Source organism: Sphingomonas sp., from assembly GCF_035944535.1.
Classification (GTDB): Bacteria; Pseudomonadota; Alphaproteobacteria; order Sphingomonadales; family Sphingomonadaceae; genus Sphingomonas_B.
Map to the genome: position 1 here is coordinate 1 of NZ_DASZBC010000006.1, position 22,754 is coordinate 22,754.

A 22,754-nucleotide genomic window follows, 5' to 3' on the forward strand; every position below is an offset into this window, starting at 1 on the left:
CAGCATGAACGTGCGGTCGTCGGGATGGTCGGCCATATGCTCGGCGACGCCGTCGAGCACCCGGCCCATCCGCACCCTGGCGCCGGTGCGCGGCACCTTCTCGCAAAAGACGGCGGTGCAGTTCGGCTTGGCGAAGATCGCCTGGGCGACGTCTCTCCCGACCTTGCGCTGGTCCACGTCCCAGGCGGCGACCACGCGGATGTCGCTCGGCCGGTAGCCGCCCAGCTCCCAATGCATCAGCCCGACATGCTCGTTCGCACCCTCCCGGTAATGCGCCAGCCCCTGAACCAGAGAACTCGCGCAATTGCCCACGCCGACGATCGCGACATTGATGCCATGGGGTTCGGGCGAAAGCATCAGGCGGCGCTCCGTTCGGCGGCGAGACGCTCGTCGCGGTTGAAGTTCAGCGGGTTCAGTTCCGGCTCCTGCCAATCAACGATCGGCACGATCGGCGCCTCGATCCGCTGCGCCTGCGCGGGCGCGTAGCGATCGATCATCCAGGCGCAGAAATCCGCAAAGGCCTGCGGGTCCTGCGCCGGGCTGGTGTGGTGCGGCGCGACGCCCAGATGCTGCGGCGTGAAGCAGAAGGTGACGGTCACGTCGAAGTCGGCGAGCGCTTCCATCTGCCGGTCGAACCAGTCGATCGCGCCGGGGCGGAAGCTGTCTGCCCAGCTGAGGCCGGTGCGGATACGCTTCGTGCCCAGCCGCTTCATCCACTGCACAGCCTCGTCGAGCCTTGGATCATGGAAGTGAAACCACTGCATCAGCCCGACCTGCCCGGCGTAACGCGCATAGACGTCGAGCGCTGGCTTGGGCGTCCCGTCCTCGCGGATCAGGCCCAGATAGAAATGCCGGTAATAGGAGGAGCCTTCGGCCTCGCGGTGGCGGGTCTCCGCACCCCAGCTCTGCGGCAGGTCGAAGAGCGAATACCAGAAGATGCGCGGCACCACGTCCTTCAGCAGTTCGGCAGTGCGCTCCAGCCCGAACACCTGCACTTCCTCCGCGCCGAAGGAGCTGACGCCGACTTCCGTCACCCAGACCGGCTTGTCGGTAACGCCCTTGATCTCGGCGATCTTGTCCGGCCAGGCGCTGAGTGACCATAGATTCCAGTCGAGGGGGAAGCCGTGCACGGCGACGACATCAACCGCCTCCAAGGCGCCATGGCCTTCCATCCGCCGTAGCCAGTGCGGGTCGATCGGCGACATGCCGCCCAACACGCGCGTCATCTCGGGGTTTACGGAACGAATCGCCTCACCAGCGCGGATCACATGGTCGGCGAATTGCGACCAGTCTGGGTCGATCTGCGGGTCCCAATGCGACTTGTTGTTGGGCTCGTTCCAGATCATCGCGGCTTCGATCAACGCGCATTCCCCTTAGCTGGATAGACGGCCGCGGGTCCGTACTTTGCGTAAGGGACGGGCGCGACGCGGCAGAGATAGACATCGGATTCAGGCGTCTGCTCGACCGTGAAGCCGGCCGCGCGCAGCATCGCCATGGTGCAGGCCGCGTTAGGGGCCCACCAGTTGGTCCAGTCGTGCGCGAACTCGCGCTCGATGAAGTGCAGCTTCGGGTAGCCGGGATCGTCGAAAAAGGCCGGCGGCCGCCCCGTCTCCGGATCGAAAAAGGGATGATCCTCAGGAACTTCGAGCACGTCGCTCGATCCCTGTTGCAGCGTCTGGAACAGCATCAGGTCGCCCGCGACATGCTCGCGGATCAGGTCCAGCGCGAGCAGCGGGTGACGCAGATGGTAGAGCACGCCCATGAAGATGACGAGATCGAAACGCTCGCCGAGCGCCGCCACGTCATAGACGGAGAGCCTGGCGAACTCGACGCCGGTAAAGCCGAGCGCTTCGGTCGCGAGCCGCGCCTGTTCCAGATAGCGGTCGTCGCTGTCGATGCCGAGCACGCGCTCGGCTCCCCGCCGCTTCATCTCGACCGAATAGAAGCCTGCGTTGCAGCCGATATCGAGCACCGACTTGCCCGTCAGGTCTGCCGGCAGCGCCTGGGCAAAGCGCAAGAACTTGGAGCTGGGGTAGTCGCCCAAGAAATGATGCGGGGCGGTCGCAATTCCGCGCAGATCGATATTGTGGAACCAGGGTGCCAGTGCCTCGATCCGGTGACGTAGCGAAGCCTCTCGTCGTTCCGCGGGATGTTCGTCGTCTCGGCTCAACTCCGCCCCCTTTGTCCGAAGGCAAGTGACGGCAAAACGCCGCCTTTTCTCGCCCGTCGGCTGTGGCTTTCGTTTCGCTAACGAACAGGTTGCAACGCTGTTCCCTCTGTGCGGGGCGCTCAAGCAACAAAGCTGTGAATAGCCGTCATTTTGCGCCAGATCGTACCGCAGGTGGAACCAGTCGGCGTCGACGCGACTTGTCTGGTCGATGAGCGAGCGAATGGCGAAGTGGGTGGCGGCGATGCGGCAGGAGCGATATGCGGAAGGCTGGGCGCTTGCGGCGCTCACGCTGGCCGAACGCGATCCCGCGACACGCGACGATCCCGCACTGCCTTACCATCTGCGCTGGGTATGGGATGGCACTCCGGTCGACGGGCGGCATGTGCTGGTGCGCTGCTATCATGGGCTCGGCGACACCATCCAGTTCGCACGCTTCCTGCCGCTGCTCGCCGCCCGAGCGGCATCGGTGACGGTCGAAGTGCAGCCGCGCCTGCTCGAGCTGATCCGAACCGTTTCCGATGAGCTGGAGCTGCGTCCCTTCGATCCGGCGCACCCGCTGCCGCCCTCCGAAGTGGACCTCGGCATCACCGAACTCGATTTCGTGTTGCGCGCCACGCCTGCGGTGACGCCTGTTCCGTATCTCCGGGCTCCAGCGGCCATCCTGCCGCGGGGAACAGTTGCCCTATGCTATGGAGCCGGAGAATGGGACGCAGCGCGCTCGATCTCCCCTCAGCTGTTCGCTCCTCTGTGCCGCCATGGCCCCACACTTACCCTGGTTGCTGAACCGGCCGAACTGGACGTTCTCAACCCGTCCGGCTGCCCGTTCGACATAGGCGCGACGGCAGGACTGGTGGCCGGCGCGGATCTGGTCATCACCGTCGACACGATGATCGCGCATTTGGCGGGGGCGCTCGGCAGGCCGACTTGGCTCTTGCTCAAGTCGGACCCGGACTGGCGCTGGGCACCCGATCGCCGCACCAGCCCCTGGTATCCGTCGATGCGGCTCTATGTGCAGCCTCGCACCGGCGACTGGAAGAGCGTGCTTGCCGAGGTCGAACGCGATCTCCGGGCCCGCACCGGCCGTGCGGAGCGGCAGGCATGACCGACGCGCCACTTGTGCCGGTGTCCTGGGGCGAGTTGCTGGACAAGCTCACGATCCTGGAGATCAAGCGGGAACGGATCGAACGTCCCAGCGCGCGCGCCAATGTGCTGCGGGAGCTTGAGCTGCTCTCCGCAATCGGCGCGGAGGCGCTGCGCCGGTCAGGCGTGCCGCCGCTGATGGACGAGCTCCGCGAGGTGAACACCGCCTTGTGGGAGATCGAGGACGCGATCCGGGAGGAGGAGGAAAGGGGTATTTTCGGTCCCGAGTTCATCGGCCTCGCGCGCTCCGTCTATATGCGCAATGACGAGCGGGCGGCGATCAAGCGGCGGATCAACGCGCTGCTCGGCTCTGCACTGGTCGAGGAAAAAAGCTATCGCGGTGCGGCCGAAACGCCGTTCATGCTTGGTCCGGAGGCCGCCTAAACGCCGTTGACCGCACGGGACTCGGAAGCTATAGGGCCGCCACGCTCGCGAGGCCGGTGGTGACGATAGGCTGCTCCTGGACGCGCGGGTAAGCTTGAACATTGTTGGCGCATGAGGGGCCGGGGGGCAGATGCCGCCGGGCTTTTTTGTTTTGAATGGTTCGGGCGTCAACAAAGTAACCGCCGGGCTTTCCGGTAACACAAGGTGAAGGGCTTCAATGCCGACGATCAACCAGCTGGTCCGCAAGGGCCGCGAGCCGCAGAAGGCCAAGTCCAAGGTCCCTGCGATGGAGCAGAACCCGCAGAAGCGGGGTGTGTGCACGCGCGTCTATACGACGACTCCGAAGAAGCCGAACTCGGCGCTGCGCAAGGTGGCCAAGGTCCGCCTGACCAACCAGCGCGAAGTCATCAGCTACATTCCGGGTGAAGGCCACAACCTTCAGGAGCACTCGGTGGTGCTGATCCGCGGCGGCCGCGTGCGCGACTTGCCGGGCGTGCGCTACCACGTGCTGCGCGGCGTGCTCGACACCCAGGGTGTCAAGGACCGCAAGCAGTCCCGTTCCAAGTACGGCGCTAAGCGTCCGAAGTAAGCTCCGGACCCGTTCCGGATAGAGCTGAAGAGAAGGAAGTAAGTCATGGCACGTCGTCGTCGTCCCGAGAAGCGGGAGATCCTGCCTGATCCGGTCTATGGGGATCAGGTCCTGTCCAAGTTCATGAACAGCGTGATGCTGGACGGGAAGAAGTCCGTCGCTGAGCAGATTGTCTATTCCGCGCTGCAGACCGTTGAACAGCGCGCCAAGCGCGAGCCGTTGGGCGTGTTCCATGACGCGCTCAACAACATCAAGCCGGGAATCGAGGTCCGCAGCCGCCGCGTCGGCGGTGCGACCTATCAGGTGCCGGTCGAAGTGCGTGCCGAGCGTGCGCAGGCGCTCGCAATCCGCTGGCTGATCACCGCCGCGCGCAACCGCAGCGAAAAGACCATGTCGGCACGCCTGTCGGGCGAGCTGATGGACGCCGCGCAGAACCGCGGCAACGCCGTCAAAAAGCGCGAAGACACGCACCGCATGGCCGAAGCGAACCGCGCCTTCAGCCACTACCGCTGGTAAAAACCGACCCTATATCGTGGGGAGCGGGCACCCGTGTCCGCTCCCCGCATCGTTAAGGAAGCAACGATCATGGCCCGCAGCCATCCGCTCGAGCGTTATCGCAATATCGGCATCATGGCGCACATCGACGCCGGCAAGACGACGACGACGGAGCGCATCCTCTATTACACCGGCAAGTCCTACAAGATCGGCGAGGTCCATGAGGGCACCGCCACGATGGACTGGATGGAGCAGGAGCAGGAGCGCGGCATCACGATCACGTCGGCTGCGACCACCTGCTTCTGGAACGACCACCGGATCAACATCATCGACACGCCGGGCCACGTCGACTTCACCATCGAGGTCGAGCGTTCGCTGCGCGTGCTCGACGGCGCGGTCGCCTGCTTCGACGGCGTTGCCGGCGTGGAGCCGCAGTCGGAGACGGTGTGGCGCCAGGCGGAAAAGTACAAGGTTCCGCGCATGTGCTTCGTCAACAAGCTCGACCGCACCGGCGCGAGCTTCGAGCGCTGCGTTGACATGATCAAGGATCGCCTGGGCGCCCGCCCGGCCGTCCTGTACCTGCCGATCGGCATCGAGAGTGGCTTCAAGGGCCTGGTCGATCTGGTCGAGAACCGCGCCATCATCTGGCTCGAAGAGTCGCTCGGCGCCAAGTTCGAGTATCAGGAAATTCCGGACGACCTGAAGGACGCCGCCGCGACCGCTCGCTCGGAGCTGATCGAGATGGCCGTCGAGCAGGACGACGCGATCATGGAAGCGTATCTGGAGGGCGCCGAGCCCGACAGCGCGACCTTGAAGGCGCTGATCCGCAAGGGCACGTTGAACTTCTCGTTCGTGCCGGTGCTGTGCGGCTCGGCGTTCAAGAACAAGGGCGTGCAGCCGTTGCTCGACGCGGTGGTTGACTATCTGCCGAGCCCGCTCGACGTTCCCGCCATCAAGGGCGTGAAACTTGATGGCGAGACTGAGGACTCGCGTCCGTCGGACGACAGCGCTCCGTTCTCGGCGTTGGCGTTCAAGATCATGAACGACCCGTTCGTCGGCACGCTGACCTTTGCCCGCATCTATTCGGGCAAGCTGGATGCCGCCTCGACCGTGATGAACTCGGTCAAGGACAAGAAGGAAAAGGTCGGCCGCATGCTGCTGATGCATGCGAATAGCCGCGAGGACATCCAGGAAGCCTATGCCGGCGACATCGTCGCGCTGGCGGGCCTCAAGGACACGACGACCGGCGACACGCTCTGCGCGCAGAACGCACCGATTATCCTGGAGCGGATGGAGTTCCCGGAGCCCGTCATCGAGCTGTCGGTCGAACCCAAGACCAAGGCCGACCAGGAGAAGATGGGCGTCGCGCTTAATCGTCTCGCCCGCGAGGACCCGTCCTTCCGCGTGTCGACCGATCACGAAAGCGGCCAGACCATCATCAAGGGGATGGGCGAGCTCCACCTCGAGATCCTGGTCGACCGCATGAAGCGCGAGTTCAAGGTCGAGGCCAATGTCGGCGCGCCGCAGGTCGCCTATCGCGAATATCTCGCGAAGCCGGTCTCGATCGACTACACTCATAAGAAGCAGTCGGGCGGCTCCGGCCAGTTCGGCCGCGTCAAGGTCGAGGTGAAGCCGGGCGAGCGGGGCTCCGGTTTCCAGTTCTTCGACGAGATCAAGGGCGGCAACATCCCCAAGGAATATATTCCTTCGGTGGAGAAGGGCTTCCGCGAAACGGCCGAGACCGGTCACCTGATCGGCTTCCCGATCATCGACTTCGAAGTGCATCTGGTGGACGGCGCCTATCACGACGTCGACTCCTCGGCGCTGGCGTTCGAAATCTGCGCCCGCGGCGCGATGCGCGAGACGGCGGCCAAGGCGGGCATCAAGCTCTTGGAGCCGATCATGAAGGTCGAGGTCGTGACTCCGGAAGACTATCTGGGCGATGTCATCGGCGACATGAACAGCCGCCGCGGTCAGATCCAGGGCACCGACAGCCGCGGCAACGCGCAGACTGTCGAGGCGCTGGTGCCGCTCGCCAACATGTTCGGCTATGTGAACCAGCTGCGGTCCTTCACCCAGGGCCGTGCGCAGTACACGATGCAGTTCAGCCATTATGACGAAGTGCCGCAGAACGTCGCGGACGAGGTCAAGGCGAAGCTAGCCTAAACGAAAAACACCCGCTATGGGGCCGCGTTCTCGCGAGTCCCGTGGCGGCTAAGCAGAAACAAACTCAACTGGTAGGAAGACAATGGCGAAAGCGAAATTCGAGCGGAACAAGCCGCACGTGAACATCGGCACCATCGGTCACGTCGACCATGGCAAGACCTCGCTGACTGCGGCGATCACCAAGGTGCTGGCCGAGACCGGCGGCGCGACGTTCGTCGACTACGCCAATATCGACAAGGCGCCGGAAGAGCGCGAGCGCGGCATCACCATCTCGACCGCGCACGTCGAATATGAGACCGGCGAGCGCCACTATGCGCACGTCGACTGCCCGGGCCACGCCGACTATGTGAAGAACATGATCACCGGCGCCGCTCAGATGGACGGCGCGATCCTGGTCGTGTCGGCCGCCGATGGCCCGATGCCGCAGACCAAGGAGCACATCTTGCTCGCCAAGCAGGTCGGCGTGCCGACCATGGTCGTCTTCCTCAACAAGGTCGACCAGGTCGACGATCCCGAGCTGCTCGAGCTGGTCGAGCTGGAAATCCGGGAGGAGCTCTCCAAGCGCGACTTCGACGGCGACAATATTCCGATCATCGCCGGTTCGGCGCTTGCCGCTCTCGAGGACAGCAACACGGAAATCGGCCGTGACGCGATCCTGAAGCTGATGCAGGCCGTCGATAGCTGGATCCCGACTCCGGAGCGTCCGCTCGACAAGCCCTTCCTGATGCCGATCGAAGACGTGTTCTCGATCTCCGGCCGCGGCACCGTCGTGACCGGCCGTGTCGAGCAGGGCATCGTCAAGGTCGGCGAGGAAGTCGAGATCGTCGGCATCAAGGACACCCGCAAGACCGTCGTCACCGGCGTCGAGATGTTCCGCAAGCTGCTCGATCAGGGCCAGGCCGGCGACAATATCGGTGCGCTGATCCGCGGCGTCGGCCGTGAAGAGGTCGAGCGTGGCCAGGTGCTCTGCAAGCCGGGCTCGATCAAGCCGCACACCGACTTCACCTCCGAGGTCTATGTCCTGTCGAAGGACGAGGGCGGCCGTCACACGCCGTTCTTCGCCAACTATCGTCCGCAGTTCTACTTCCGCACCACGGACGTGACCGGCACCGTCGAGCTGCCCGAGGGCACCGAGATGGTGATGCCGGGCGATAACGTGCAGCTGACCGTGAAGCTCATCGCTCCGATCGCGATGGACCAGGGTCTGCGCTTCGCGATCCGCGAAGGCGGCCGGACGGTCGGCGCCGGCGTCGTCGCGAATATCATCAAGTAAGCGGCAAAACCGCTTGCGTGGCCGCCCGGCTCCCACTAGGGGGCCGGGCGGTTCGCAATTAGTAGAAGCCTGACCGGCTTCGTCATCCCGAACTTGTTTCGGGATAAGGCTTCCGGTGATCCGTCGCTGGAAAGCTTATGCCGAACCAAGTTCGGCATGACGGGCTGGGGTAATCGGGCAGTGTTGGCTCTTTCGCATTGGTAGTGGACATGGAAACCCAGAATATCCGGATTCGCCTGAAGGCGTTCGATCACCGCGTGCTTGACCAGGCGACCGGCGACATCGCCGATACCGCCCGCCGCACGGGCGCACTGATCCGGGGTCCCATTCCGCTCCCGACGCGCATCGAGAAGTTTACCGTCAACCGCAGCCCGCACGTCGACAAGAAGTCGCGCGAGCAGTTTGAGGTGCGCACCTACAAGCGCATGCTCGACATCGTGCAGCCGACCCCGCAGACCGTCGATGCGCTTATGAAGCTCGACCTCGCCGCGGGTGTTGATGTGGAGATCAAACTGGCGTAAGGGCGCCTCTCCCGACGGGGCAGGTGATTCACCGCCCTGTCATCCCGGCCTGGAATGGCCGGCTGGTTTGCCGGTCTGATCGGCAAGACGGAATAGCAAGGGATACCGCAGGGCACTTCCAAGTGACCTGGCCTGCGTCCCCGCCATTCGCAGCAATGCGGATATCCGGCCCGGGCGGGGGCGTATCGAACATGGGCTGGGGCCTCGGATAATCCGGGGCCTTTTTCGTTGGCACGCTCCCGAACGCCACGGCGTGACGGAGCCTCTGTGTAGAAGGGACAGGATCATGCGCACTGGCGTGATCGCGAAGAAGATGGGGATGACCCGCCTGTTCCAGAGCGATGGCCGGCATGTGCCGGTAACCGTTCTGCAGCTGGAAAATCTGCAAGTTATCGGGCGCCGCGAAGCGGATCGCGACGGCTATGTCGCGGTGCAGCTCGGCGCCGGCACCGCCAAGGCGAAGAACGTCGCCAAGCCGCAGCGCGGTATGTTCGGCAAGGCGGAAGTCGAGCCGAAGGCGCGCATCGTCGAGTTCCGCGTTGCCGAGGATGCGCTCCTCGATGTCGGCGCCGAGATTTCGGCCGACCATTTCGTCGCCGGCCAGCTGGTCGACGTGTCGGGCCACACTCAGGGCAAGGGCTTCGCCGGCGCCATGAAGCGCTGGAACTTCGGCGGTCTGCGCGCGACGCACGGTGTGTCGGTCTCGCACCGTTCGCACGGGTCGACCGGTAACCGTCAGGATCCTGGCCGCGTCTTCAAGAACAAGAAGATGGCCGGTCACATGGGCGACCGTCAGCGCACCCAGCAGAACCTGGAAGTCGTCGGCACCGACGTGGAGCGTGGCCTGATCTTCGTGAAGGGCAGCGTTCCCGGCCACAAGGGCGCCTGGCTGACCGTCAAGGACGCCGTGAAGGTCGCGCGCCATAAGGACGCGCCGTATCCGGCCTCGGTCAAGACCGCGCAGAACAACAATGACGCACCCGCAGACACGCCCGCCGAGGCGCCCGTCTCGGATGCAACCGAGACCCAGGAAGGCTGATCATGAAGGTCAAGGTTCAGACCCTCGACGCCAAGGGTAACGGCGAGATCGAACTCAAGGACGAGATTTTCGGCCTCGAGCCTCGCGCCGACATCCTGCACCGTGTCGTAACCTGGCAGCTCGAAAAGCGCCGGGGCACTGCCCGCGGCACCCGCGAGCGTTCCGACGTCGCCCGCACCGGCAAAAAGTTCGGTCGCCAGAAGGGCGGCGGCACCGCCCGTCACGGCGATCGCCGCGCGCCGATCTTTGTCGGCGGCGGTAAGGCGCACGGCGCCCGCGTTCGCGACTTCAATCCGTCGCTGAACAAGAAGATCCGTGCGCTCGGCCTGAAGATGGCGCTGTCGTCAAAGGCCAAGGACGGCAAGCTGATCGTGATGGACAGCCTCGCGGTCGCCGAGAACAAGACCAAGACTTTGGTGGGCAACCTCCAGAGCCTCGGCTTCGGCAAGACGGCGCTGGTGATCGACGGCGATGCGGTGGAGACGAGCTTCGCGCTGGCCGCCAACAATCTCCGCGAGATCAACATGCTCCCGGCGATCGGCGCCAACGTCTATGACATCCTGAAGCATGACACGCTGGTGCTCACCCGGGCGGCGGTCGAAAAGCTGGAGGCCCGGTTCAATGGCTAAGACCCAGACGGTCGACACGCGTCACTATGACGTGGTGGTCGCGCCGCACATCACCGAAAAGTCGACGCTGCTTTCGGAACACAATGCGGTTGTGTTCAAGGTCGCGGGCGATGCCACCAAGCCGCAGATCAAGGCGGCCGTGGAGGCGCTGTTCAACGTGACCGTGACCGGCGTCAATACTCTGAACCAGAAGGGCAAGACCAAGCGCTGGAAGGGCAAGCCCTACACGCGTTCGGACGTCAAAAAAGCGATCGTGACGCTGAAGGACGGCGACACCATCGACGTGACCACGGGAATCTGAGGCAATGGCGCTCAAGCAATATAACCCGACCAGCCCGGCCCGCCGTGGCCTGATCCTGGTTGACCGGTCGAGCCTCTATAAGGGCAAGCCGGTCAAGGCGCTGACCGAAGGCAAGCGCAAGACGGGCGGCCGCAACAACAAGGGCCATGTCACGTCGCGCGGTATCGGCGGCGGTCACAAGCAGCGCTATCGCTATGTCGATTTCAAGCGCCGCAAATGGGACATGTCGGCGACGGTCGAGCGGATCGAATATGATCCCAACCGCACCGCCTTCATCGCGTTGGTCAAGTATGAGGATGGCGAGCTTGCCTATATCCTGGCGCCGCAGCGCCTGGGTGCGGGCGACGTCATCGTGGCTGGCAAGAAGACCGACGTGAAGCCGGGCAATGCGATGGAAATCGGCCAGGTTCCGGTCGGCACCATCGTCCACAATGTGGAGATGAAGCCCGGCAAGGGCGGTCAGATCGCGCGCTCGGCGGGCACTTATGTGCAGGTCGTCGGCCGCGACCGCGGCATGGTGATCGTCCGCCTGAACTCGGGCGAGCAGCGCTATATCCGCGGCGAGTGCATGTGCACGGTCGGCGCCGTGTCTAACCCGGACAACGCCAACCAGAACCTCGCCAAGGCCGGCCGCAACCGCTGGCTGGGTAAGCGCCCGCTGACCCGCGGCGTCGCCAAGAACCCGGTCGACCACCCGCATGGCGGTGGTGAGGGCCGGACTTCGGGCGGCCGTCATCCGGTCACACCGTGGGGCAAGCCGACCAAGGGTGCGCGCACCCGTCACAACAAGGCGACGGACAAGATGATCATCCGCAGCCGTCACGCGAAGAAGAAGGGTTAAGAGATGGCCCGTTCCGTCTGGAAAGGTCCGTTCGTCGAACTCAGCCTTCTGAAGAAGGCCGAGACCGCGCAGGAATCCGGTGGCCGCGCGCCGATCAAGACCTGGTCGCGCCGCTCCACCATCCTGCCGCAGTTCGTCGGGCTGACGTTCAACGTCTATAACGGCCGCAAGTTCGTGCCGGTGTCCGTCAACGAAGACATGGTAGGCATGAAGCTCGGCGAGTTCGCGCCGACCCGCTTCTTCCCCGGCCACGCCGCCGACAAGAAGGGCAAGCGCTAATGGGCAAGCAGGCAGCTCCGCGTCGCGTCGGCGACAAGGAAGCGCTGGCGGTTGGCACCACCATCCGCGGCAGCGCGCAGAAGCTCAACCTCGTCGCGGCCCTGATCCGCGGGCGCAAGGCCGGGGAAGCGATGAGCATCCTTCAGTTCTCGCCCAAGGCCATGGCCGTCGAGGTGCGCAAGGTGCTCGCGTCCGCCATTGCGAACGCCGAGAACAACCACAATCTCGACGTCGACGCGCTGGTCATCAAGGAAGCCAGCGTCGGCAAGTCGATCTCGATGAAGCGGTTCGCCACGCGCGCCCGTGGTCGTTCGACCCGGATCGTGAAGCCGTTCAGCCGTCTTCGCATCGTCGTGCGCGAGCAGGAAGAAGCATAATGGGTCAGAAATCGAACCCGATCGGTCTGCGCCTGCAGATCAACCGGACCTGGGACAGCCGCTGGTTTGCCGAAGGGGACGACTATGGCCGTCTGCTTCTCGAGGACCTCAAGATCCGCAAATACATCATGAAGACGCTGCCGCAGGCGGCGATCTCCAAGGTGGTGATCGAGCGTCCGGCGAAGCTCTGCCGCATCTCCGTCTATGCCGCGCGTCCGGGCGTGATCATCGGCAAGAAGGGCGCGGACATCGAGAAGCTTCGCAAGAAGCTCAACGAGATGACCGCTTCCGACGTATCGCTGAACATCGTCGAGATCCGCAAGCCTGAGATCGACTCCAAGCTTGTCGCCCAATCGGTTGCGGACCAGCTCGAGCGCCGCATCGCCTTCCGCCGCGCCATGAAGCGTGCGGTGCAGTCGGCGCTGCGTCTGGGCGCGGAAGGCATCCGTATCACTTGCGCAGGCCGTCTCGGCGGCGCCGAGATCGCGCGGACCGAATGGTATCGCGAGGGCCGGGTGCCGCTGCACACGTTGCGTGCGAACGTCGATTATGCCGAGGCCGAGGCCCACACCGCTTATGGCGTGTGCGGCGTCAAGGTCTGGATCTTCAAGGGCGAGATCCTGGGCCATGATCCGACGGCGACCGACCGCCTGATGATGGAAGCGCAGACGTCGGGCGTGCGCCCGGCGCGCGATGAGCGTCGCTAAGGATAACAGAACATGCTGCAACCGAAACGCACCAAGTTCCGCAAGGCGTTCAAGGGCCGGATTTCCGGCGACGCTCCCGGCGGCACCACGCTGAACTTCGGCGCCTATGGCCTGAAGGCGATGGAGCCGGAGCGGATCACCGCGCGCCAGATCGAGGCGGCTCGCCGCGCGATCACGCGTCACATCAAGCGCCAGGGCCGCTTGTGGATCCGCATCTTCCCGGACGTGCCGGTCTCGTCCAAGCCGGCCGAAGTCCGCATGGGCTCCGGTAAGGGCGCGCCCGAATATTGGGTCGCCCGCGTCAAGCCCGGCCGCATCCTGTTCGAGCTGGACGGCGTTCCCGGCGACATTGCCGCGGTCGCTTTCAGCCGCGCCGCGATGAAGCTGCCGATCAAGACCAAGGTCGTGGCCCGCCTGGGCGACACCTCGCACCTGGGAGCAGGCAAGTGAAGCAGAGCGAGCTCACGCCGATGACCGACGACCAGCTCGCCGATCAGCTCGGCCAGCTGAAGCGCGAGGCCTTCAACCTCCGCTTCCAGGCGGCGACCAGCCAGCTGGAAAAGCCGTCGCGGGTCCGCGAAGTGCGTCGCACCATCGCGCGCATCAAGACGCTGCAGTCCGAGCGCGCGCGCTCGGCTGCGAAGTAAGGATAACGGAAACATGCCGAAGCGCGTGCTGACGGGGACGATCGTCTCCGACAAGACCGACAAAACGGTGGTCGTCCGTGTGGAGCGCAAGGTGAAGCACCCGCTCTACGGCAAGATCATCCGCCGGTCGAAAAAATACCATGCCCATGACGAGGGCAATGAGTTTCGCGAGGGCGAGACGGTGCGGATCGAAGAAACCGCGCCGATCTCCAAACTCAAGACCTGGCGCGTGATCGAACGCGTCGCTGCCCGGACCACGCCTGAGCGTGCGTCGGCCGAAGGCTAAGGAGGACCTGCCATGATTCAGATGCAGTCCAACCTGGACGTCGCCGACAACTCGGGCGCCAAGCGCGTCCAGTGCATCAAGGTGCTGGGCGGCTCCAAGCGCCGCACCGCCGGCGTCGGCGACATCATCGTCGTGTCGATCAAGGAAGCGGCCCCTCGCGGCAAGGTGAAGAAGGGTGACGTGCACCGCGCCGTCATCGTCCGCACCGCCAAGGACATTCACCGTCCGGACGGTTCGACGATCCGCTTCGACGGCAATGCCGCGGTGCTGGTCAACAAGAACGAAGAGCCGATCGGAACCCGTATCTTCGGCCCGGTGGTTCGCGAACTGCGCGCCAAGGGTCACATGAAGATCATCAGCCTGGCGCCGGAGGTTTTGTAATCATGGCATCCGCCAAGATCAAAAAGGGTGACAAGGTCGTCGTCCTGTCCGGCAAGGACAAGGGCAAGACAGGCGAAGTCACTCGCGCGATTCCGAAGGACGGCAAGGTGGTCGTTTCGGGCATCAACATCGCCACGCGCCACAAGAAGCCGAGCCAGATAAACCCACAGGGTGGCCTGGAGCGCACGGAAGCGCCGCTGCACGTGTCGAAGGTCGCGCTTGCCGACCCGAAGACGGGCAAGGCCACCCGCGTCCGCTTTGAAGTGCGCGATGGCAAGAAGGTCCGCGTGGCCGTCAAGTCAGGGGAGGCCATCAATGGCTGATACCTATACCCCGCGGATGAAGCAGCGGTACGACGACGTCATCGTCAAGGCGATGACGGAGAAGTTCGGCTACAAGAACCGCATGGAAGTGCCCAAGATCGAAAAGATCGTGCTCAACATGGGCGTGGGCGAAGCGACGCAGGACAAGAAGAAGGTCGAAGCGGCCGCTGCCGAGATGGAAGCGATTGCCGGCCAGAAGCCTGTCATCACCAAGGCGAAGAAGTCGATCGCGCAGTTCAAGCTGCGTGAAGGCATGCCGATCGGCTGCAAGGTCACCCTGCGCCGCGAGCGGATGTACGAGTTCCTCGACCGCCTGATCACCATTGCGCTGCCGCGCGTCCGCGACTTTCGCGGCCTCAATGCCAAGTCGTTCGACGGCCGCGGCAATTATGCGATGGGTCTTAAGGAACAGATCGTGTTCCCCGAGATCAACTATGACCGCATCGAAAAGGTGCGCGGCATGGACGTGATCGTCACCACCACTGCGAAGACCGACGATGAAGCGCGCGAGCTGCTGCGTCTGTTCGGCTTCCCGTTCCCGCGTGAAGACGCGGACGAACAGAAGCAAGCGGCCTGAGGGCCTGGAGAACTTAAGTCATGGCGAAACTGAGTTCCGTGAACAAGAACGAGCGTCGCAAGAAGCTCGTCAAGCAGTACGCACCCAAGTACGCGAAGTTGAAGGCGATCGCGAACGATGAGAGCCGCGACGAGACCGAGCGTCTCATTGCGCGCCTCAAGATGGCCGAGCTGCCCCGCAACGCGAATCCGACGCGAATCCGCAACCGGTGTGAGATCACCGGCCGTCCGCGCGCTTATTATCGCAAGTTCCGTCTCGCTCGCGTGATGCTGCGCGATCTGGCCAATAAGGGCCTGATCCCCGGCGTGACCAAGTCGAGCTGGTAAGGATCAGAATATGGCTTTGACCGATCCCCTGGGCGATCTGCTCACCCGTATCCGCAACGGCCAGCAGGCTCGCAAGGATAGCGTGACCACGCCCGCTTCCAAGCTGCGCGCCCGCGTGCTCGATGTGCTGCAGCGCGAAGGCTATATCCGCGGCTATCGCGAGGAAGAAGTTGCGGGCCATGCCGGCCTCCGCATCGAACTCAAGTATTTCGAGGGCCAGCCGGCGATCAAGCACATTGCCCGCGTCTCGAAGCCGGGCCGCCGCGTCTATTCGGGCAGCAAGGAGCTGCCGCGCGTGCGCAACGGCCTGGGCATCACCATCGTCTCGACGCCCAAGGGCGTTCTGTCCGACGCGGAAGCGCGCGAACAGAATGCGGGCGGCGAGGTTCTCGCAGAGGTCTTCTGATCATGAGCCGCATCGGAAAGAAACCGGTCCCGGTCCCCGCTGGCGTCACCGCCACGGTCGAAGGCGGGCAGATCTCGGTCAAGGGCCCGAAGGGCACGCTGACCATGCCGCTCCGCGAGGAGATCAGCTATTCGGTCGAAGGCGACGGCATTGTCGTGAAGCCCGCGAACGCAACCAAAGCCGCGCGGGCCTTTTGGGGCATGCAGCGCACCATGGTGCAGAACCTGGTCACCGGCGTGACCGAGGGCTTCACCAAGACGCTCGAGATCACCGGCGTCGGCTACCGCGCCGCGGCGCAGGGCAAGGTCCTGAAGCTGCAGCTCGGCTATAGCCACGACGTGAACTTCGAGATCCCGGAAGGGATCACGATCGCGACGCCCGATCAGACGACGGTCAACATCACCGGCATCGACAAGCAGAAGGTCGGCCAGGTCGCCGCCGAGATTCGCCGCTGGCGGAAGCCCGAGCCGTACAAGGGCAAGGGCATCAAGTATCGCGGCGAGTATATCTTCCGCAAGGAAGGGAAGAAGAAGTAATGGCGAAGCTCTCCCTCTTCGAAAAGCGCCGCCAGCGCGTGCGGACCTCGCTCCGCGCCCGCGCCGGCTCGCGTCCGCGCCTGTCGATTCATCGTTCGGGCCGCCACATCTACGCCCAGGTGATCGACGACGAAGCCGGCCGCACCATCGCTGCCGCCTCGACGCTCGACAAGGATCTGCGTGGGTCCGCCGGTGCGACCAAGGATGCGGCGGCGACCGTGGGCAAGCGGGTCGCCGAGCGCGCCGCTGCTGCGGGCGTGAAGGCCGTGGTCTTCGATCGCGGCGGCTTCCTGTTCCACGGGCGCGTCAAGGCGCTCGCTGATGCCGCCCGCGAAGGCGGATTGGAGTTCTAAATGGCTGACGAAAACGAAATCCAGGCTGGCGCTCCCGAAGCGGCCGCCGGTGCTCCTCCGGAAGGCGAGCGCCAGGGCCGCGGGCCCCGCGGCGGTCGCGGCCGGGGCGGCGGTGACAATCGTGGCCGTGGTGGCCGTGATGGCAATCGCGGGCGTCGCGACGACCGCCGGGGCGGCGAAGAGGGTGGCGAAGAGCTGATCGAGAAGCTCGTCCACATCAATCGCGTCTCCAAGACCGTGAAGGGCGGCAAGCGCTTCGGCTTTGCGGCGCTCGTCGTCGTCGGCGACGGCAAGGGCCGGGTCGGCTTCGGCCACGGCAAGGCGCGCGAAGTGCCGGAAGCCATCTCCAAGGCGACTGCTTCGGCCAAGAAGAAGATGATCCGCGTACCGCTCCGCGAGGGCCGTACGCTGCATCACGACGGCAACGGCCACTTCGGCGCCGGCCGCGTGACGCTGCGCTCCGCGCCGCAGGGCACCGGCATCATCGCCGGCGGCCCGATGCGCGCCATCTTCGAAAGCCTGGGCGTGGCCGATGTGGTGACCAAGTCGGTCGGCACGTCCAACCCCTATAACATGATCCGCGCTACCTTCGAGGCGCTAGGCGAGCAGACCTCGCCCAAGAGCGTCGCGCAGCGCCGCGGCAAGAAGATCGCCGACCTGCTCGGCCGCGCGCAGAACGCTTCGGCGGCTTCTGCAGAGGCCGACGCGGCGATGGTGACGGAGTAATCTGATGGCCAAGATCAAGATCAAGCAGATCGGCTCCCCGATCCGCCGCACCAAGGATCAGCGCGCGACGCTGATCGGCCTGGGCCTCAACAAGATGCACAAGGTCAGCGAACTCGAGGACACCCCCGAAGTCCGCGGCATGATCCGCAAGCTGCCGCACATGGTTGAGGTACTGGAGGGGTAACTCCACAGTCTCCAGACGCAAAGGGAAAGCCCGGGACGGCATCGCCGCTCCGGGCTTTTTTCTTTAGGTTCCGAGGGTGCGGCTCCCTTTCCGCAGCCGATGGCCGTGGATCGAGGCGCATCGGCGCTTTGGGACCGCTTACCTCCGGGCGACCGAACCGAGCGACTGGATCAACTCGGCATGTCGCCGGTCGAGATAGGCCCGCTGGTCGGCACTATATCCGCCGACGCCATAGGCTGCATCCAGCCGTGCGAGGTCGCCCAGTTGCGCCCTCATCTGGGCAGCGTCGTTGCGCGTCACCCGGCCATTTTGCTCGGATGCCGCAAGGCGGCGCTCGACATCGCTCCACCGGTTCATCGCGCCTTCGGGGCTATCGCTGCCGTCATCGCCAAGACGGTCGTTGATTATATTGTAGCGCGCCCAAAGATCCGCTTGCTCGCGCTGATCGATGCCGTCCCGCTGATAGTTCGCTTCCAGCTGCGACAGGGTGCGCCAGTCCGCCCTTAGCCGCACTGCCTCGGCTCGGGTCAGGTCGCGGGAGCGCAGACGGTCGTTGATTCGCTGCTCAAACGCAGTGCTTCGGGTCGACAGCATCTGCCACCGTCCGCCGTCCTGGTCGTTCCGCTGCGCATAGTCCGCGCCATAACCCTGCCCGCCGACGCGCTGCGCGAGCGCACGATAGCGTGACCGGAGTTCGCTGCGTTGCGGAGGGGAGATGCTGCCATTGGCCAAATATTCGCTCTCACGCCTCACGATGGCGTCATATTCCCGCCGCATCTCGTCCGCCTCACGCCTGCCGAGCGACCCGTCCCGCACGGCGGCATCGATGCGTGCGTCAAGGCTGGCGCGCCGTTGCTCGAACGGACGCCGTCCCTGGTTCCAATCGGACTCGAACACCTGTTCGCTGGCCTGGGGCGTTTGCCCGAACACCGCGCCAAGCAACTGCCCGAGAATTCCGCCCGGCTGCTGGGACTGCTGGTAATATTGCTGATCCTGAGCGATTGCGGTGGCCGGAACCGCGAGGAGGATAGCGCCGCTGGCAGCGACGAGGAGGTGGTGCATTTTCAAGTGCGTTTCACTTTCTAGAAGAAATCAGGGGTGGAGTGCGCGGGCGCTAAGGCGGCCCGGCAAGCAGAAGATCTTGCGCGTCCTTGGCGAGCGCGATCTTGAGATCGTTGCTGAACGTGTCCCACAACTGCCTGGTGCGCTCCCCTATGCCGCTGCGCCAATCAGTCGCGATTCCGGAGGTGGACCAATCGACAGGGTTCAGGACCGCGTGTTCAACGATCGACATGGTCTAGGCCCTAAGCCGCGACTTGCGCGTGTGAACAGGGCTGCGGCCATAGCCGGCCATGTTGCGACGGCCCCAATTCGGAATGAATGCCAAAAGGCATAACAGGAACGAGAATAAGACCGCGGCGCCGAGCGCGTATGCCATGAAGAAACCTGAAGCCATTACTGATCCCGCCTTATCACGTTTATTATGAGACATGGCCGAAGTGACTAGCAGCGCGGCGAAATCTACGTGGCCTATATAGTATCTTATATCGATCTTGTTAGTCCAGTTGATGTTCAATATATAGTTGACGTTTGGCTGTCACGAATCGGCGCGGGTTGATCGAACGCGCTTTCTCCCGTGACAAACCCCTCCACCCCCGCTATGCGCCGCCGCTTCCATCAATCTGCGCGAACACAGGGAAACCGAGTGCAATGAAACTGAACGAAATCCGCGACAATCAGGGCGCGCGTAAGTCGAAGATGCGGGTGGGCCGGGGCATTGGCTCCGGCAAGGGCAAGACCGGCGGGCGTGGCCAGAAGGGTCAGAAGAGCCGCGAGGGCGTCAGCATCGCTGGCTTCGAAGGCGGCCAGATGCCGCTCCACATGCGGTTGCCGAAGCGCGGCTTCAACAACATCTTCGCCAAGGATTATGCCGAAGTGAACCTGGGCGCGATCCAGAAGCTGGTCGATGCCGGCAAGCTCGATGCCAATGGCACGATCGACCATGCGGCGCTGAAGGCCGCCGGCGTTGCGCGCGGCGGCAAGGACGGCGTGCGGGTGCTGGGCAAGGGCGAGTTCTCGGCCAAGCTCAGCTTCAACGTCGCCGGCGTGTCCAAGGGCGCCCGCGAGGCGATCGAGAAGGCCGGCGGATCGGTCTCGGTGATAGAGGTCGTGCCCGCCGCTGAGAAGGCTGCCGCCAAGAAGAACAGCCAGCGCGACGCGAAGAAGGCGGCGCGGGGCTAAAATCTAACCAAAGCCGTTCGTGCTGAGTAGAGACCGAGTAGCGGCGCAGCCGCATAGCGAGGGCTCGTATCGAAGCATCCCTCGATACGCCGTCTCGACAGGCTCGACGGCTACTCGGGACGAACGGAGTTGGGGATTGGACCGGCCCGCTCCCGTGACAACCGCTTTCAGGTGACTATATGGGCGGCGGGGGAGCGACCAATGCTTTCCCGCCGCTTTGTCTTTTTCAGGACTGACATACCCTCATGGCATCTCGAGCCGACGCACTGGCGACCAACTTGAACCTGTCGAAGTTCGGACAGGCCACCGAGCTGAAGAAGCGGCTCTGGTTCACGATCGGCGTGCTGATCGTCTTCCGCCTGCTGAGCTTCATCCCGCTTCCCGGCATCGACCCGACTGCTTTGGGCCTGCTCGCCAACCAGACGCGCGGCGGCGTGCTCGATTTCTTCAACACCTTCTCCGGCGGCTCGCTGGAGCGCATGTCGATCATCGCGCTGGGCGTGATGCCCTACATCACGGCGTCGATCGTGGTGCAGCTCGCGACCACGCTCAGCCCGACGCTCGCGGCGATCAAGAAGGAAGGCGAGAGCGGGCGCAAGCGGCTCAACCAATATACTCGCTATGGCACCGTCTTCCTGACCGTCATCCAGGGCTATTTCATCGCGACGGGCCTGGAAGGCTTCGGCGCGCAGCAGGGCGTCGCCGCGGTTGTCGATCCGGGCATGCTGTTCCGCATCACCGCCGTGGTCTCGCTGGTCGGCGGCACCATGTTCCTGATGTGGCTGGGCGAGCAGATCACCAGCCGCGGGGTCGGCAACGGCGTGTCGCTGATCATCATGGCCGGTATCGTCGCGCAGCTGCCGACGACGCTCGTCAACCTGTTTGAAGGCGGCCGCACCGGCAGCCTGTCGCCGTTCCTGATCCTCACCATCCTCGTCGTTGCGCTGGGCCTGATCGCCTTCATCTGCTTCATGGAGCGGGCGCAGCGCCGGGTGCTGATCCAGTATCCGAAGCGCCAGACGGCACGCGGTACGATGCAGGCCGATCGCAGCCACTTGCCGCTGAAGATCAACACCTCGGGCGTAATCCCGCCGATCTTCGCCTCGTCATTGCTGCTGATGCCGCTGACGATCACTCAGTTCGCCGGCCAGAGGACGGCAGGCGAGAGCGCCTGGGGCGATTTCATCATCAGCCTCAACCAGTATCTGCAGCACGGCACGCCGCTCTATATGGCGCTCTATGGGGCCGGCATCATCTTCTTTGCCTTCTTCTACACCGCCGTGGTGTTCAATCCGGAAGAAACGGCTGACAATCTGAAGCGGCATGGCGGCTTCATTCCCGGCATCCGCCCGGGCAAGAACACCGCCGATTATCTGGATTATGTGCTGACCCGCATCACCGTGATCGGCGCGGCATACCTGACGATCATCTGCCTGTTGCCGGAATATCTGGTCGCGGCGGCAGGCATCCCCTTCTATCTGGGCGGCACCAGCCTGCTGATCGTCGTCAACGTGACGATGGACACGGTGACGCAGATTCAGAGCCACTTGCTGGCGCACCAATATGGCGACCTGATCAAGAAGGCGAAGCTGAAGGGCCGCGCCCGCTAGAACCGATCAAGGGGAGGAGCTGCCCATGAACATCATCCTTCTGGGGCCTCCGGGCGCGGGCAAGGGCACGCAGGCGACCCGCCTGGTCGCGGAACGCGGCATGGCTCAGCTCTCCACCGGCGACATGCTGCGCGCCGCCCGCAAGTCCGGCACGCCGGTCGGCAACCGTGTCGCCGCGGTGATGGATGCGGGCGAGTTGGTCTCCGACGAGATCGTCTCCGACCTGATCGGCGAGGCGCTCGACATGATGGGGGCAGAGCAGGGCGCCATCTTCGACGGCTATCCGCGTACCGCCGCCCAGGCGGAGTCGCTCGACGCGATTCTGTCCGCCCGCGGCCGCTCGCTCGATCACGTCATCGAGCTGGAGGTGGACGAAGATGCGCTGGTCGAACGCATCACCGGCCGCTTCACCTGCGGCAAGTGCGGCACCGGCTACCACGACCGTTTCAAGCAGCCCAAGGTCGCCGAGACCTGCGACGTCTGCGGCTCGCACGAGTTCAAGCGCCGCGCCGACGACAATGCGGAAACCGTCCGCACCCGCATGGCCGAATACCGCGCCAAGACCGCGCCAATCCTGCCCATCTACGAGGCGAGGGGGCTGGTCAGCCGCGTCGACGGCATGGCGGATATGAACACGGTCTCGCAGCAGATCGAAGCCATTCTGGACCGCCGCTGATCTGCCTGCCACACTGCTCCCGAACTGGATGGGGGCACATATGCGCATCGTTCCGCTCTTTGCTCTGCTGGCTGCGGCGCCAGCCATCGCAGAGGTCAAGTCCGCCTCGCCCGCGGGGTTCGAGACCGTCAGCGTCCTGACCATCGCCGCTCCGCCCGAGCGCGTTTACGCCATGCTGGGAGAGCCGGCCCGCTGGTGGAACAAGGCGCACACCTATTCGGGTGACGCCAACAACCTGACCCAAGATCTGCGCGCCGGCGGCTGTTTCTGCGAGACCATTCCGGCGGAACGCGCGACAATCGAGCATAGCCGCGTCGTCTATGCGCAGCCGGCCAAAACGTTGCGCCTGCATGGGGCACTCGGGCCGCTGCAACAGGAAGGCGTCAGCGGCGCGCTGACCTGGGCGCTGAAGCCGGTCGCCGGCGGCACGGAGGTCACGCAGACCTATGTCGTCGGCGGCTTCGTCAGAGCCGGCGCGGACAAGCTCGCGCCGATCGTCGACCGCGTGATGGCCGAGCAGCTGAAGGGCCTGCAAGCCCCCTTGGCCAAGCCCTGATCTGTGCTAACCCTC

General features: G+C 64.4%; 34 protein-coding genes and 1 pseudogene. 30 read left to right on the forward strand and 5 right to left on the reverse strand.

Annotated elements, in window-relative coordinates:
* From VGT77_RS04860 to VGT77_RS04870, 3 genes and pseudogenes are all read right to left on the reverse strand, one after another.
* Nucleotides 1–357 (reverse strand): annotated as a pseudogene (locus VGT77_RS04860) (inositol-3-phosphate synthase); the annotation flags it as partial.
* Nucleotides 357–1,361: a glycosyl hydrolase gene (locus VGT77_RS04865; RefSeq protein ID WP_327460136.1), complete on the reverse strand. Its 1,005-nt coding sequence runs from the start codon at nucleotides 1,359–1,361 to the stop codon at nucleotides 357–359. The gene VGT77_RS04865 and the pseudogene VGT77_RS04860, both read right to left, overlap by 1 nt.
* On the reverse strand, nucleotides 1,358–2,170 hold the full coding sequence (locus tag VGT77_RS04870; protein WP_327460139.1) for a TIGR04290 family methyltransferase: 813 nt from the start codon (nucleotides 2,168–2,170) through the stop codon (nucleotides 1,358–1,360). The genes VGT77_RS04865 and VGT77_RS04870 overlap by 4 nt, the downstream gene beginning before the upstream one ends.
* Nucleotides 2,171–2,390: 220 nt before the next feature.
* On the opposite strand from VGT77_RS04870, the gene VGT77_RS04875 reads away from it, so the two are divergent.
* The 26 genes from VGT77_RS04875 to rpmD all read left to right on the forward strand — a co-directional run bounded on the left by VGT77_RS04875 (nucleotide 2,391) and on the right by rpmD (nucleotide 17,656).
* Nucleotides 2,391–3,272, forward strand: a complete 882-nt coding sequence (locus tag VGT77_RS04875) for a glycosyltransferase family 9 protein (protein WP_327460141.1) — start codon at nucleotides 2,391–2,393, stop codon at nucleotides 3,270–3,272.
* The gene (locus VGT77_RS04880) at nucleotides 3,269–3,694 is read left to right on the forward strand and encodes a DUF6165 family protein (protein WP_327460143.1); all 426 of its coding nucleotides are present in this window, start codon (nucleotides 3,269–3,271) and stop codon (nucleotides 3,692–3,694) included. Before VGT77_RS04875 ends, VGT77_RS04880 begins: the two co-directional genes overlap by 4 nt.
* Before the next feature lie 217 nt (nucleotides 3,695–3,911).
* Nucleotides 3,912–4,283, forward strand: a complete 372-nt coding sequence (gene rpsL, locus VGT77_RS04885) for a 30S ribosomal protein S12 (RefSeq protein WP_019831557.1) — start codon at nucleotides 3,912–3,914, stop codon at nucleotides 4,281–4,283.
* A gap of 45 nt (nucleotides 4,284–4,328) precedes the next feature.
* The gene (rpsG, locus tag VGT77_RS04890) at nucleotides 4,329–4,799 is read left to right on the forward strand and encodes a 30S ribosomal protein S7 (protein WP_327460161.1); all 471 of its coding nucleotides are present in this window, start codon (nucleotides 4,329–4,331) and stop codon (nucleotides 4,797–4,799) included.
* Between the two features lie 69 nt (nucleotides 4,800–4,868).
* The gene (fusA, locus tag VGT77_RS04895) at nucleotides 4,869–6,944 is read left to right on the forward strand and encodes an elongation factor G (protein WP_327460163.1); all 2,076 of its coding nucleotides are present in this window, start codon (nucleotides 4,869–4,871) and stop codon (nucleotides 6,942–6,944) included.
* A gap of 82 nt (nucleotides 6,945–7,026) precedes the next feature.
* The gene (gene tuf, locus VGT77_RS04900) at nucleotides 7,027–8,217 is read left to right on the forward strand and encodes an elongation factor Tu (protein ID WP_327460165.1); all 1,191 of its coding nucleotides are present in this window, start codon (nucleotides 7,027–7,029) and stop codon (nucleotides 8,215–8,217) included.
* A gap of 209 nt (nucleotides 8,218–8,426) precedes the next feature.
* Nucleotides 8,427–8,738: a 30S ribosomal protein S10 gene (gene rpsJ / locus VGT77_RS04905; protein ID WP_046347132.1), complete on the forward strand. Its 312-nt coding sequence runs from the start codon at nucleotides 8,427–8,429 to the stop codon at nucleotides 8,736–8,738.
* A gap of 286 nt (nucleotides 8,739–9,024) precedes the next feature.
* On the forward strand, nucleotides 9,025–9,777 hold the full coding sequence (gene rplC / locus VGT77_RS04910; protein ID WP_327460167.1) for a 50S ribosomal protein L3: 753 nt from the start codon (nucleotides 9,025–9,027) through the stop codon (nucleotides 9,775–9,777).
* Between the two features lie 2 nt (nucleotides 9,778–9,779).
* Entirely contained in the window at nucleotides 9,780–10,406 is a 627-nt protein-coding gene (gene rplD, locus VGT77_RS04915) for a 50S ribosomal protein L4 (RefSeq protein WP_327460169.1), read from the forward strand.
* On the forward strand, nucleotides 10,399–10,707 hold the full coding sequence (locus tag VGT77_RS04920; protein WP_327460171.1) for a 50S ribosomal protein L23: 309 nt from the start codon (nucleotides 10,399–10,401) through the stop codon (nucleotides 10,705–10,707). The genes rplD and VGT77_RS04920 overlap by 8 nt, the downstream gene beginning before the upstream one ends.
* 4 nt (nucleotides 10,708–10,711) lie before the next feature.
* Nucleotides 10,712–11,548, forward strand: a complete 837-nt coding sequence (gene rplB, locus VGT77_RS04925) for a 50S ribosomal protein L2 (protein ID WP_327460173.1) — start codon at nucleotides 10,712–10,714, stop codon at nucleotides 11,546–11,548.
* A 3-nt stretch (nucleotides 11,549–11,551) separates the two neighbouring features.
* Nucleotides 11,552–11,827, forward strand: coding sequence for a 30S ribosomal protein S19 (rpsS, locus tag VGT77_RS04930; RefSeq protein WP_327460175.1), 276 nt, complete (start codon nucleotides 11,552–11,554; stop codon nucleotides 11,825–11,827).
* Complete coding sequence (rplV, locus tag VGT77_RS04935; protein WP_327460177.1) at nucleotides 11,827–12,204, forward strand: 50S ribosomal protein L22; 378 nt, start codon at nucleotides 11,827–11,829, stop codon at nucleotides 12,202–12,204. The genes rpsS and rplV overlap by 1 nt, the downstream gene beginning before the upstream one ends.
* Nucleotides 12,204–12,911, forward strand: a complete 708-nt coding sequence (gene rpsC / locus VGT77_RS04940; RefSeq protein ID WP_327460179.1) for a 30S ribosomal protein S3 — start codon at nucleotides 12,204–12,206, stop codon at nucleotides 12,909–12,911. Before rplV ends, rpsC begins: the two co-directional genes overlap by 1 nt.
* A gap of 12 nt (nucleotides 12,912–12,923) precedes the next feature.
* On the forward strand, nucleotides 12,924–13,361 hold the full coding sequence (gene rplP, locus VGT77_RS04945; RefSeq protein ID WP_327460181.1) for a 50S ribosomal protein L16: 438 nt from the start codon (nucleotides 12,924–12,926) through the stop codon (nucleotides 13,359–13,361).
* Nucleotides 13,358–13,558: a 50S ribosomal protein L29 gene (rpmC, locus tag VGT77_RS04950; RefSeq protein WP_327460183.1), complete on the forward strand. Its 201-nt coding sequence runs from the start codon at nucleotides 13,358–13,360 to the stop codon at nucleotides 13,556–13,558. Before rplP ends, rpmC begins: the two co-directional genes overlap by 4 nt.
* A gap of 13 nt (nucleotides 13,559–13,571) precedes the next feature.
* Nucleotides 13,572–13,844 (forward strand): 30S ribosomal protein S17, encoded by a 273-nt coding sequence (gene rpsQ, locus VGT77_RS04955; protein WP_327460185.1) that lies wholly within the window; start codon nucleotides 13,572–13,574, stop codon nucleotides 13,842–13,844.
* A gap of 12 nt (nucleotides 13,845–13,856) precedes the next feature.
* Complete coding sequence (rplN, locus tag VGT77_RS04960) at nucleotides 13,857–14,225, forward strand: 50S ribosomal protein L14 (RefSeq protein WP_171130784.1); 369 nt, start codon at nucleotides 13,857–13,859, stop codon at nucleotides 14,223–14,225.
* Between the two features lie 2 nt (nucleotides 14,226–14,227).
* The gene (gene rplX, locus VGT77_RS04965) at nucleotides 14,228–14,548 is read left to right on the forward strand and encodes a 50S ribosomal protein L24 (RefSeq protein WP_327460190.1); all 321 of its coding nucleotides are present in this window, start codon (nucleotides 14,228–14,230) and stop codon (nucleotides 14,546–14,548) included.
* A complete protein-coding gene (rplE, locus tag VGT77_RS04970; protein ID WP_327460191.1) occupies nucleotides 14,541–15,125 on the forward strand; it encodes a 50S ribosomal protein L5 in 585 nt (194 codons plus the stop codon). Before rplX ends, rplE begins: the two co-directional genes overlap by 8 nt.
* 20 nt (nucleotides 15,126–15,145) lie before the next feature.
* Nucleotides 15,146–15,451 carry a 30S ribosomal protein S14 gene (gene rpsN / locus VGT77_RS04975; protein ID WP_171130790.1) on the forward strand — a complete coding sequence of 102 codons (306 nt, stop codon included), beginning with the start codon at nucleotides 15,146–15,148 and terminating at the stop codon, nucleotides 15,449–15,451.
* Nucleotides 15,452–15,461: 10 nt separating this feature from the next.
* Entirely contained in the window at nucleotides 15,462–15,857 is a 396-nt protein-coding gene (gene rpsH / locus VGT77_RS04980; RefSeq protein WP_327460192.1) for a 30S ribosomal protein S8, read from the forward strand.
* A 2-nt stretch (nucleotides 15,858–15,859) separates the two neighbouring features.
* On the forward strand, nucleotides 15,860–16,393 hold the full coding sequence (gene rplF / locus VGT77_RS04985) for a 50S ribosomal protein L6 (protein WP_327460193.1): 534 nt from the start codon (nucleotides 15,860–15,862) through the stop codon (nucleotides 16,391–16,393).
* Complete coding sequence (rplR, locus tag VGT77_RS04990) at nucleotides 16,393–16,746, forward strand: 50S ribosomal protein L18 (RefSeq protein WP_327460194.1); 354 nt, start codon at nucleotides 16,393–16,395, stop codon at nucleotides 16,744–16,746. Before rplF ends, rplR begins: the two co-directional genes overlap by 1 nt.
* Entirely contained in the window at nucleotides 16,747–17,472 is a 726-nt protein-coding gene (gene rpsE / locus VGT77_RS04995; RefSeq protein WP_327460196.1) for a 30S ribosomal protein S5, read from the forward strand. It abuts the gene before it with no gap.
* Between the two features lie 4 nt (nucleotides 17,473–17,476).
* On the forward strand, nucleotides 17,477–17,656 hold the full coding sequence (gene rpmD / locus VGT77_RS05000; protein ID WP_046347151.1) for a 50S ribosomal protein L30: 180 nt from the start codon (nucleotides 17,477–17,479) through the stop codon (nucleotides 17,654–17,656).
* A gap of 138 nt (nucleotides 17,657–17,794) precedes the next feature.
* Here rpmD and VGT77_RS05005 read toward each other — a convergent pair whose 3' ends face one another.
* Together VGT77_RS05005 and VGT77_RS05010 are read right to left on the reverse strand one after the other, a co-directional pair.
* A complete protein-coding gene (locus tag VGT77_RS05005) occupies nucleotides 17,795–18,724 on the reverse strand; it encodes a hypothetical protein (protein WP_327460198.1) in 930 nt (309 codons plus the stop codon).
* A gap of 46 nt (nucleotides 18,725–18,770) precedes the next feature.
* Nucleotides 18,771–18,950 (reverse strand): hypothetical protein, encoded by a 180-nt coding sequence (locus VGT77_RS05010; protein ID WP_327460200.1) that lies wholly within the window; start codon nucleotides 18,948–18,950, stop codon nucleotides 18,771–18,773.
* Between the two features lie 416 nt (nucleotides 18,951–19,366).
* Here VGT77_RS05010 and rplO point away from each other — a divergent pair, with 416 nt between their 5' ends.
* The 4 genes from rplO to VGT77_RS05030 all read left to right on the forward strand — a co-directional run bounded on the left by rplO (nucleotide 19,367) and on the right by VGT77_RS05030 (nucleotide 22,739).
* Nucleotides 19,367–19,897 (forward strand): 50S ribosomal protein L15, encoded by a 531-nt coding sequence (rplO, locus tag VGT77_RS05015; protein WP_327460202.1) that lies wholly within the window; start codon nucleotides 19,367–19,369, stop codon nucleotides 19,895–19,897.
* A 245-nt stretch (nucleotides 19,898–20,142) separates the two neighbouring features.
* Nucleotides 20,143–21,507 (forward strand): preprotein translocase subunit SecY, encoded by a 1,365-nt coding sequence (gene secY / locus VGT77_RS05020; protein WP_327460204.1) that lies wholly within the window; start codon nucleotides 20,143–20,145, stop codon nucleotides 21,505–21,507.
* A gap of 25 nt (nucleotides 21,508–21,532) precedes the next feature.
* Nucleotides 21,533–22,183, forward strand: coding sequence for an adenylate kinase (locus VGT77_RS05025; protein WP_327460206.1), 651 nt, complete (start codon nucleotides 21,533–21,535; stop codon nucleotides 22,181–22,183).
* Between the two features lie 40 nt (nucleotides 22,184–22,223).
* Nucleotides 22,224–22,739, forward strand: coding sequence for an SRPBCC family protein (locus tag VGT77_RS05030; protein ID WP_327460208.1), 516 nt, complete (start codon nucleotides 22,224–22,226; stop codon nucleotides 22,737–22,739).
* Nucleotides 22,740–22,754: the final 15 nt, after the last annotated feature.

Bases quoted from the DNA above. Each gene is read 5' to 3' on its own strand.
- VGT77_RS05025 (WP_327460206.1), top strand. From the start codon at position 21,533: ATGAACATCATCCTTCTGGGGCCTCCGGGCGCGGGCAAGGGCACGCAG.
- rplV (WP_327460177.1), top strand. From the start codon at position 11,827: ATGGGCAAGCAGGCAGCTCCGCGTCGCGTCGGCGACAAGGAAGCGCTG.
- rpmD (WP_046347151.1), top strand. From the start codon at position 17,477: ATGGCCAAGATCAAGATCAAGCAGATCGGCTCCCCGATCCGCCGCACC.
- rplB (WP_327460173.1), top strand. From the start codon at position 10,712: ATGGCGCTCAAGCAATATAACCCGACCAGCCCGGCCCGCCGTGGCCTG.
- rpsQ (WP_327460185.1), top strand. From the start codon at position 13,572: ATGCCGAAGCGCGTGCTGACGGGGACGATCGTCTCCGACAAGACCGAC.
- secY (WP_327460204.1), top strand. From the start codon at position 20,143: ATGGCATCTCGAGCCGACGCACTGGCGACCAACTTGAACCTGTCGAAG.
- tuf (WP_327460165.1), top strand. From the start codon at position 7,027: ATGGCGAAAGCGAAATTCGAGCGGAACAAGCCGCACGTGAACATCGGC.
- rplC (WP_327460167.1), top strand. From the start codon at position 9,025: ATGCGCACTGGCGTGATCGCGAAGAAGATGGGGATGACCCGCCTGTTC.
- rpsC (WP_327460179.1), top strand. From the start codon at position 12,204: ATGGGTCAGAAATCGAACCCGATCGGTCTGCGCCTGCAGATCAACCGG.
- rpsS (WP_327460175.1), top strand. From the start codon at position 11,552: ATGGCCCGTTCCGTCTGGAAAGGTCCGTTCGTCGAACTCAGCCTTCTG.
- rplP (WP_327460181.1), top strand. From the start codon at position 12,924: ATGCTGCAACCGAAACGCACCAAGTTCCGCAAGGCGTTCAAGGGCCGG.
- VGT77_RS05030 (WP_327460208.1), top strand. From the start codon at position 22,224: ATGCGCATCGTTCCGCTCTTTGCTCTGCTGGCTGCGGCGCCAGCCATC.
- fusA (WP_327460163.1), top strand. From the start codon at position 4,869: ATGGCCCGCAGCCATCCGCTCGAGCGTTATCGCAATATCGGCATCATG.
- rplF (WP_327460193.1), top strand. From the start codon at position 15,860: ATGAGCCGCATCGGAAAGAAACCGGTCCCGGTCCCCGCTGGCGTCACC.
- rplN (WP_171130784.1), top strand. From the start codon at position 13,857: ATGATTCAGATGCAGTCCAACCTGGACGTCGCCGACAACTCGGGCGCC.
- rpsG (WP_327460161.1), top strand. From the start codon at position 4,329: ATGGCACGTCGTCGTCGTCCCGAGAAGCGGGAGATCCTGCCTGATCCG.
- rpsN (WP_171130790.1), top strand. From the start codon at position 15,146: ATGGCGAAACTGAGTTCCGTGAACAAGAACGAGCGTCGCAAGAAGCTC.
- rpsE (WP_327460196.1), top strand. From the start codon at position 16,747: ATGGCTGACGAAAACGAAATCCAGGCTGGCGCTCCCGAAGCGGCCGCC.
- VGT77_RS05010 (WP_327460200.1), bottom strand. From the start codon at position 18,950: ATGTCGATCGTTGAACACGCGGTCCTGAACCCTGTCGATTGGTCCACC.
- VGT77_RS04880 (WP_327460143.1), top strand. From the start codon at position 3,269: ATGACCGACGCGCCACTTGTGCCGGTGTCCTGGGGCGAGTTGCTGGAC.
- rplR (WP_327460194.1), top strand. From the start codon at position 16,393: ATGGCGAAGCTCTCCCTCTTCGAAAAGCGCCGCCAGCGCGTGCGGACC.
- rplX (WP_327460190.1), top strand. From the start codon at position 14,228: ATGGCATCCGCCAAGATCAAAAAGGGTGACAAGGTCGTCGTCCTGTCC.
- rpsJ (WP_046347132.1), top strand. From the start codon at position 8,427: ATGGAAACCCAGAATATCCGGATTCGCCTGAAGGCGTTCGATCACCGC.
- rplE (WP_327460191.1), top strand. From the start codon at position 14,541: ATGGCTGATACCTATACCCCGCGGATGAAGCAGCGGTACGACGACGTC.
- rplO (WP_327460202.1), top strand. From the start codon at position 19,367: ATGAAACTGAACGAAATCCGCGACAATCAGGGCGCGCGTAAGTCGAAG.
- VGT77_RS04920 (WP_327460171.1), top strand. From the start codon at position 10,399: ATGGCTAAGACCCAGACGGTCGACACGCGTCACTATGACGTGGTGGTC.
- rpsH (WP_327460192.1), top strand. From the start codon at position 15,462: ATGGCTTTGACCGATCCCCTGGGCGATCTGCTCACCCGTATCCGCAAC.
- rplD (WP_327460169.1), top strand. From the start codon at position 9,780: ATGAAGGTCAAGGTTCAGACCCTCGACGCCAAGGGTAACGGCGAGATC.
- VGT77_RS04875 (WP_327460141.1), top strand. From the start codon at position 2,391: ATGGCGAAGTGGGTGGCGGCGATGCGGCAGGAGCGATATGCGGAAGGC.
- rpsL (WP_019831557.1), top strand. From the start codon at position 3,912: ATGCCGACGATCAACCAGCTGGTCCGCAAGGGCCGCGAGCCGCAGAAG.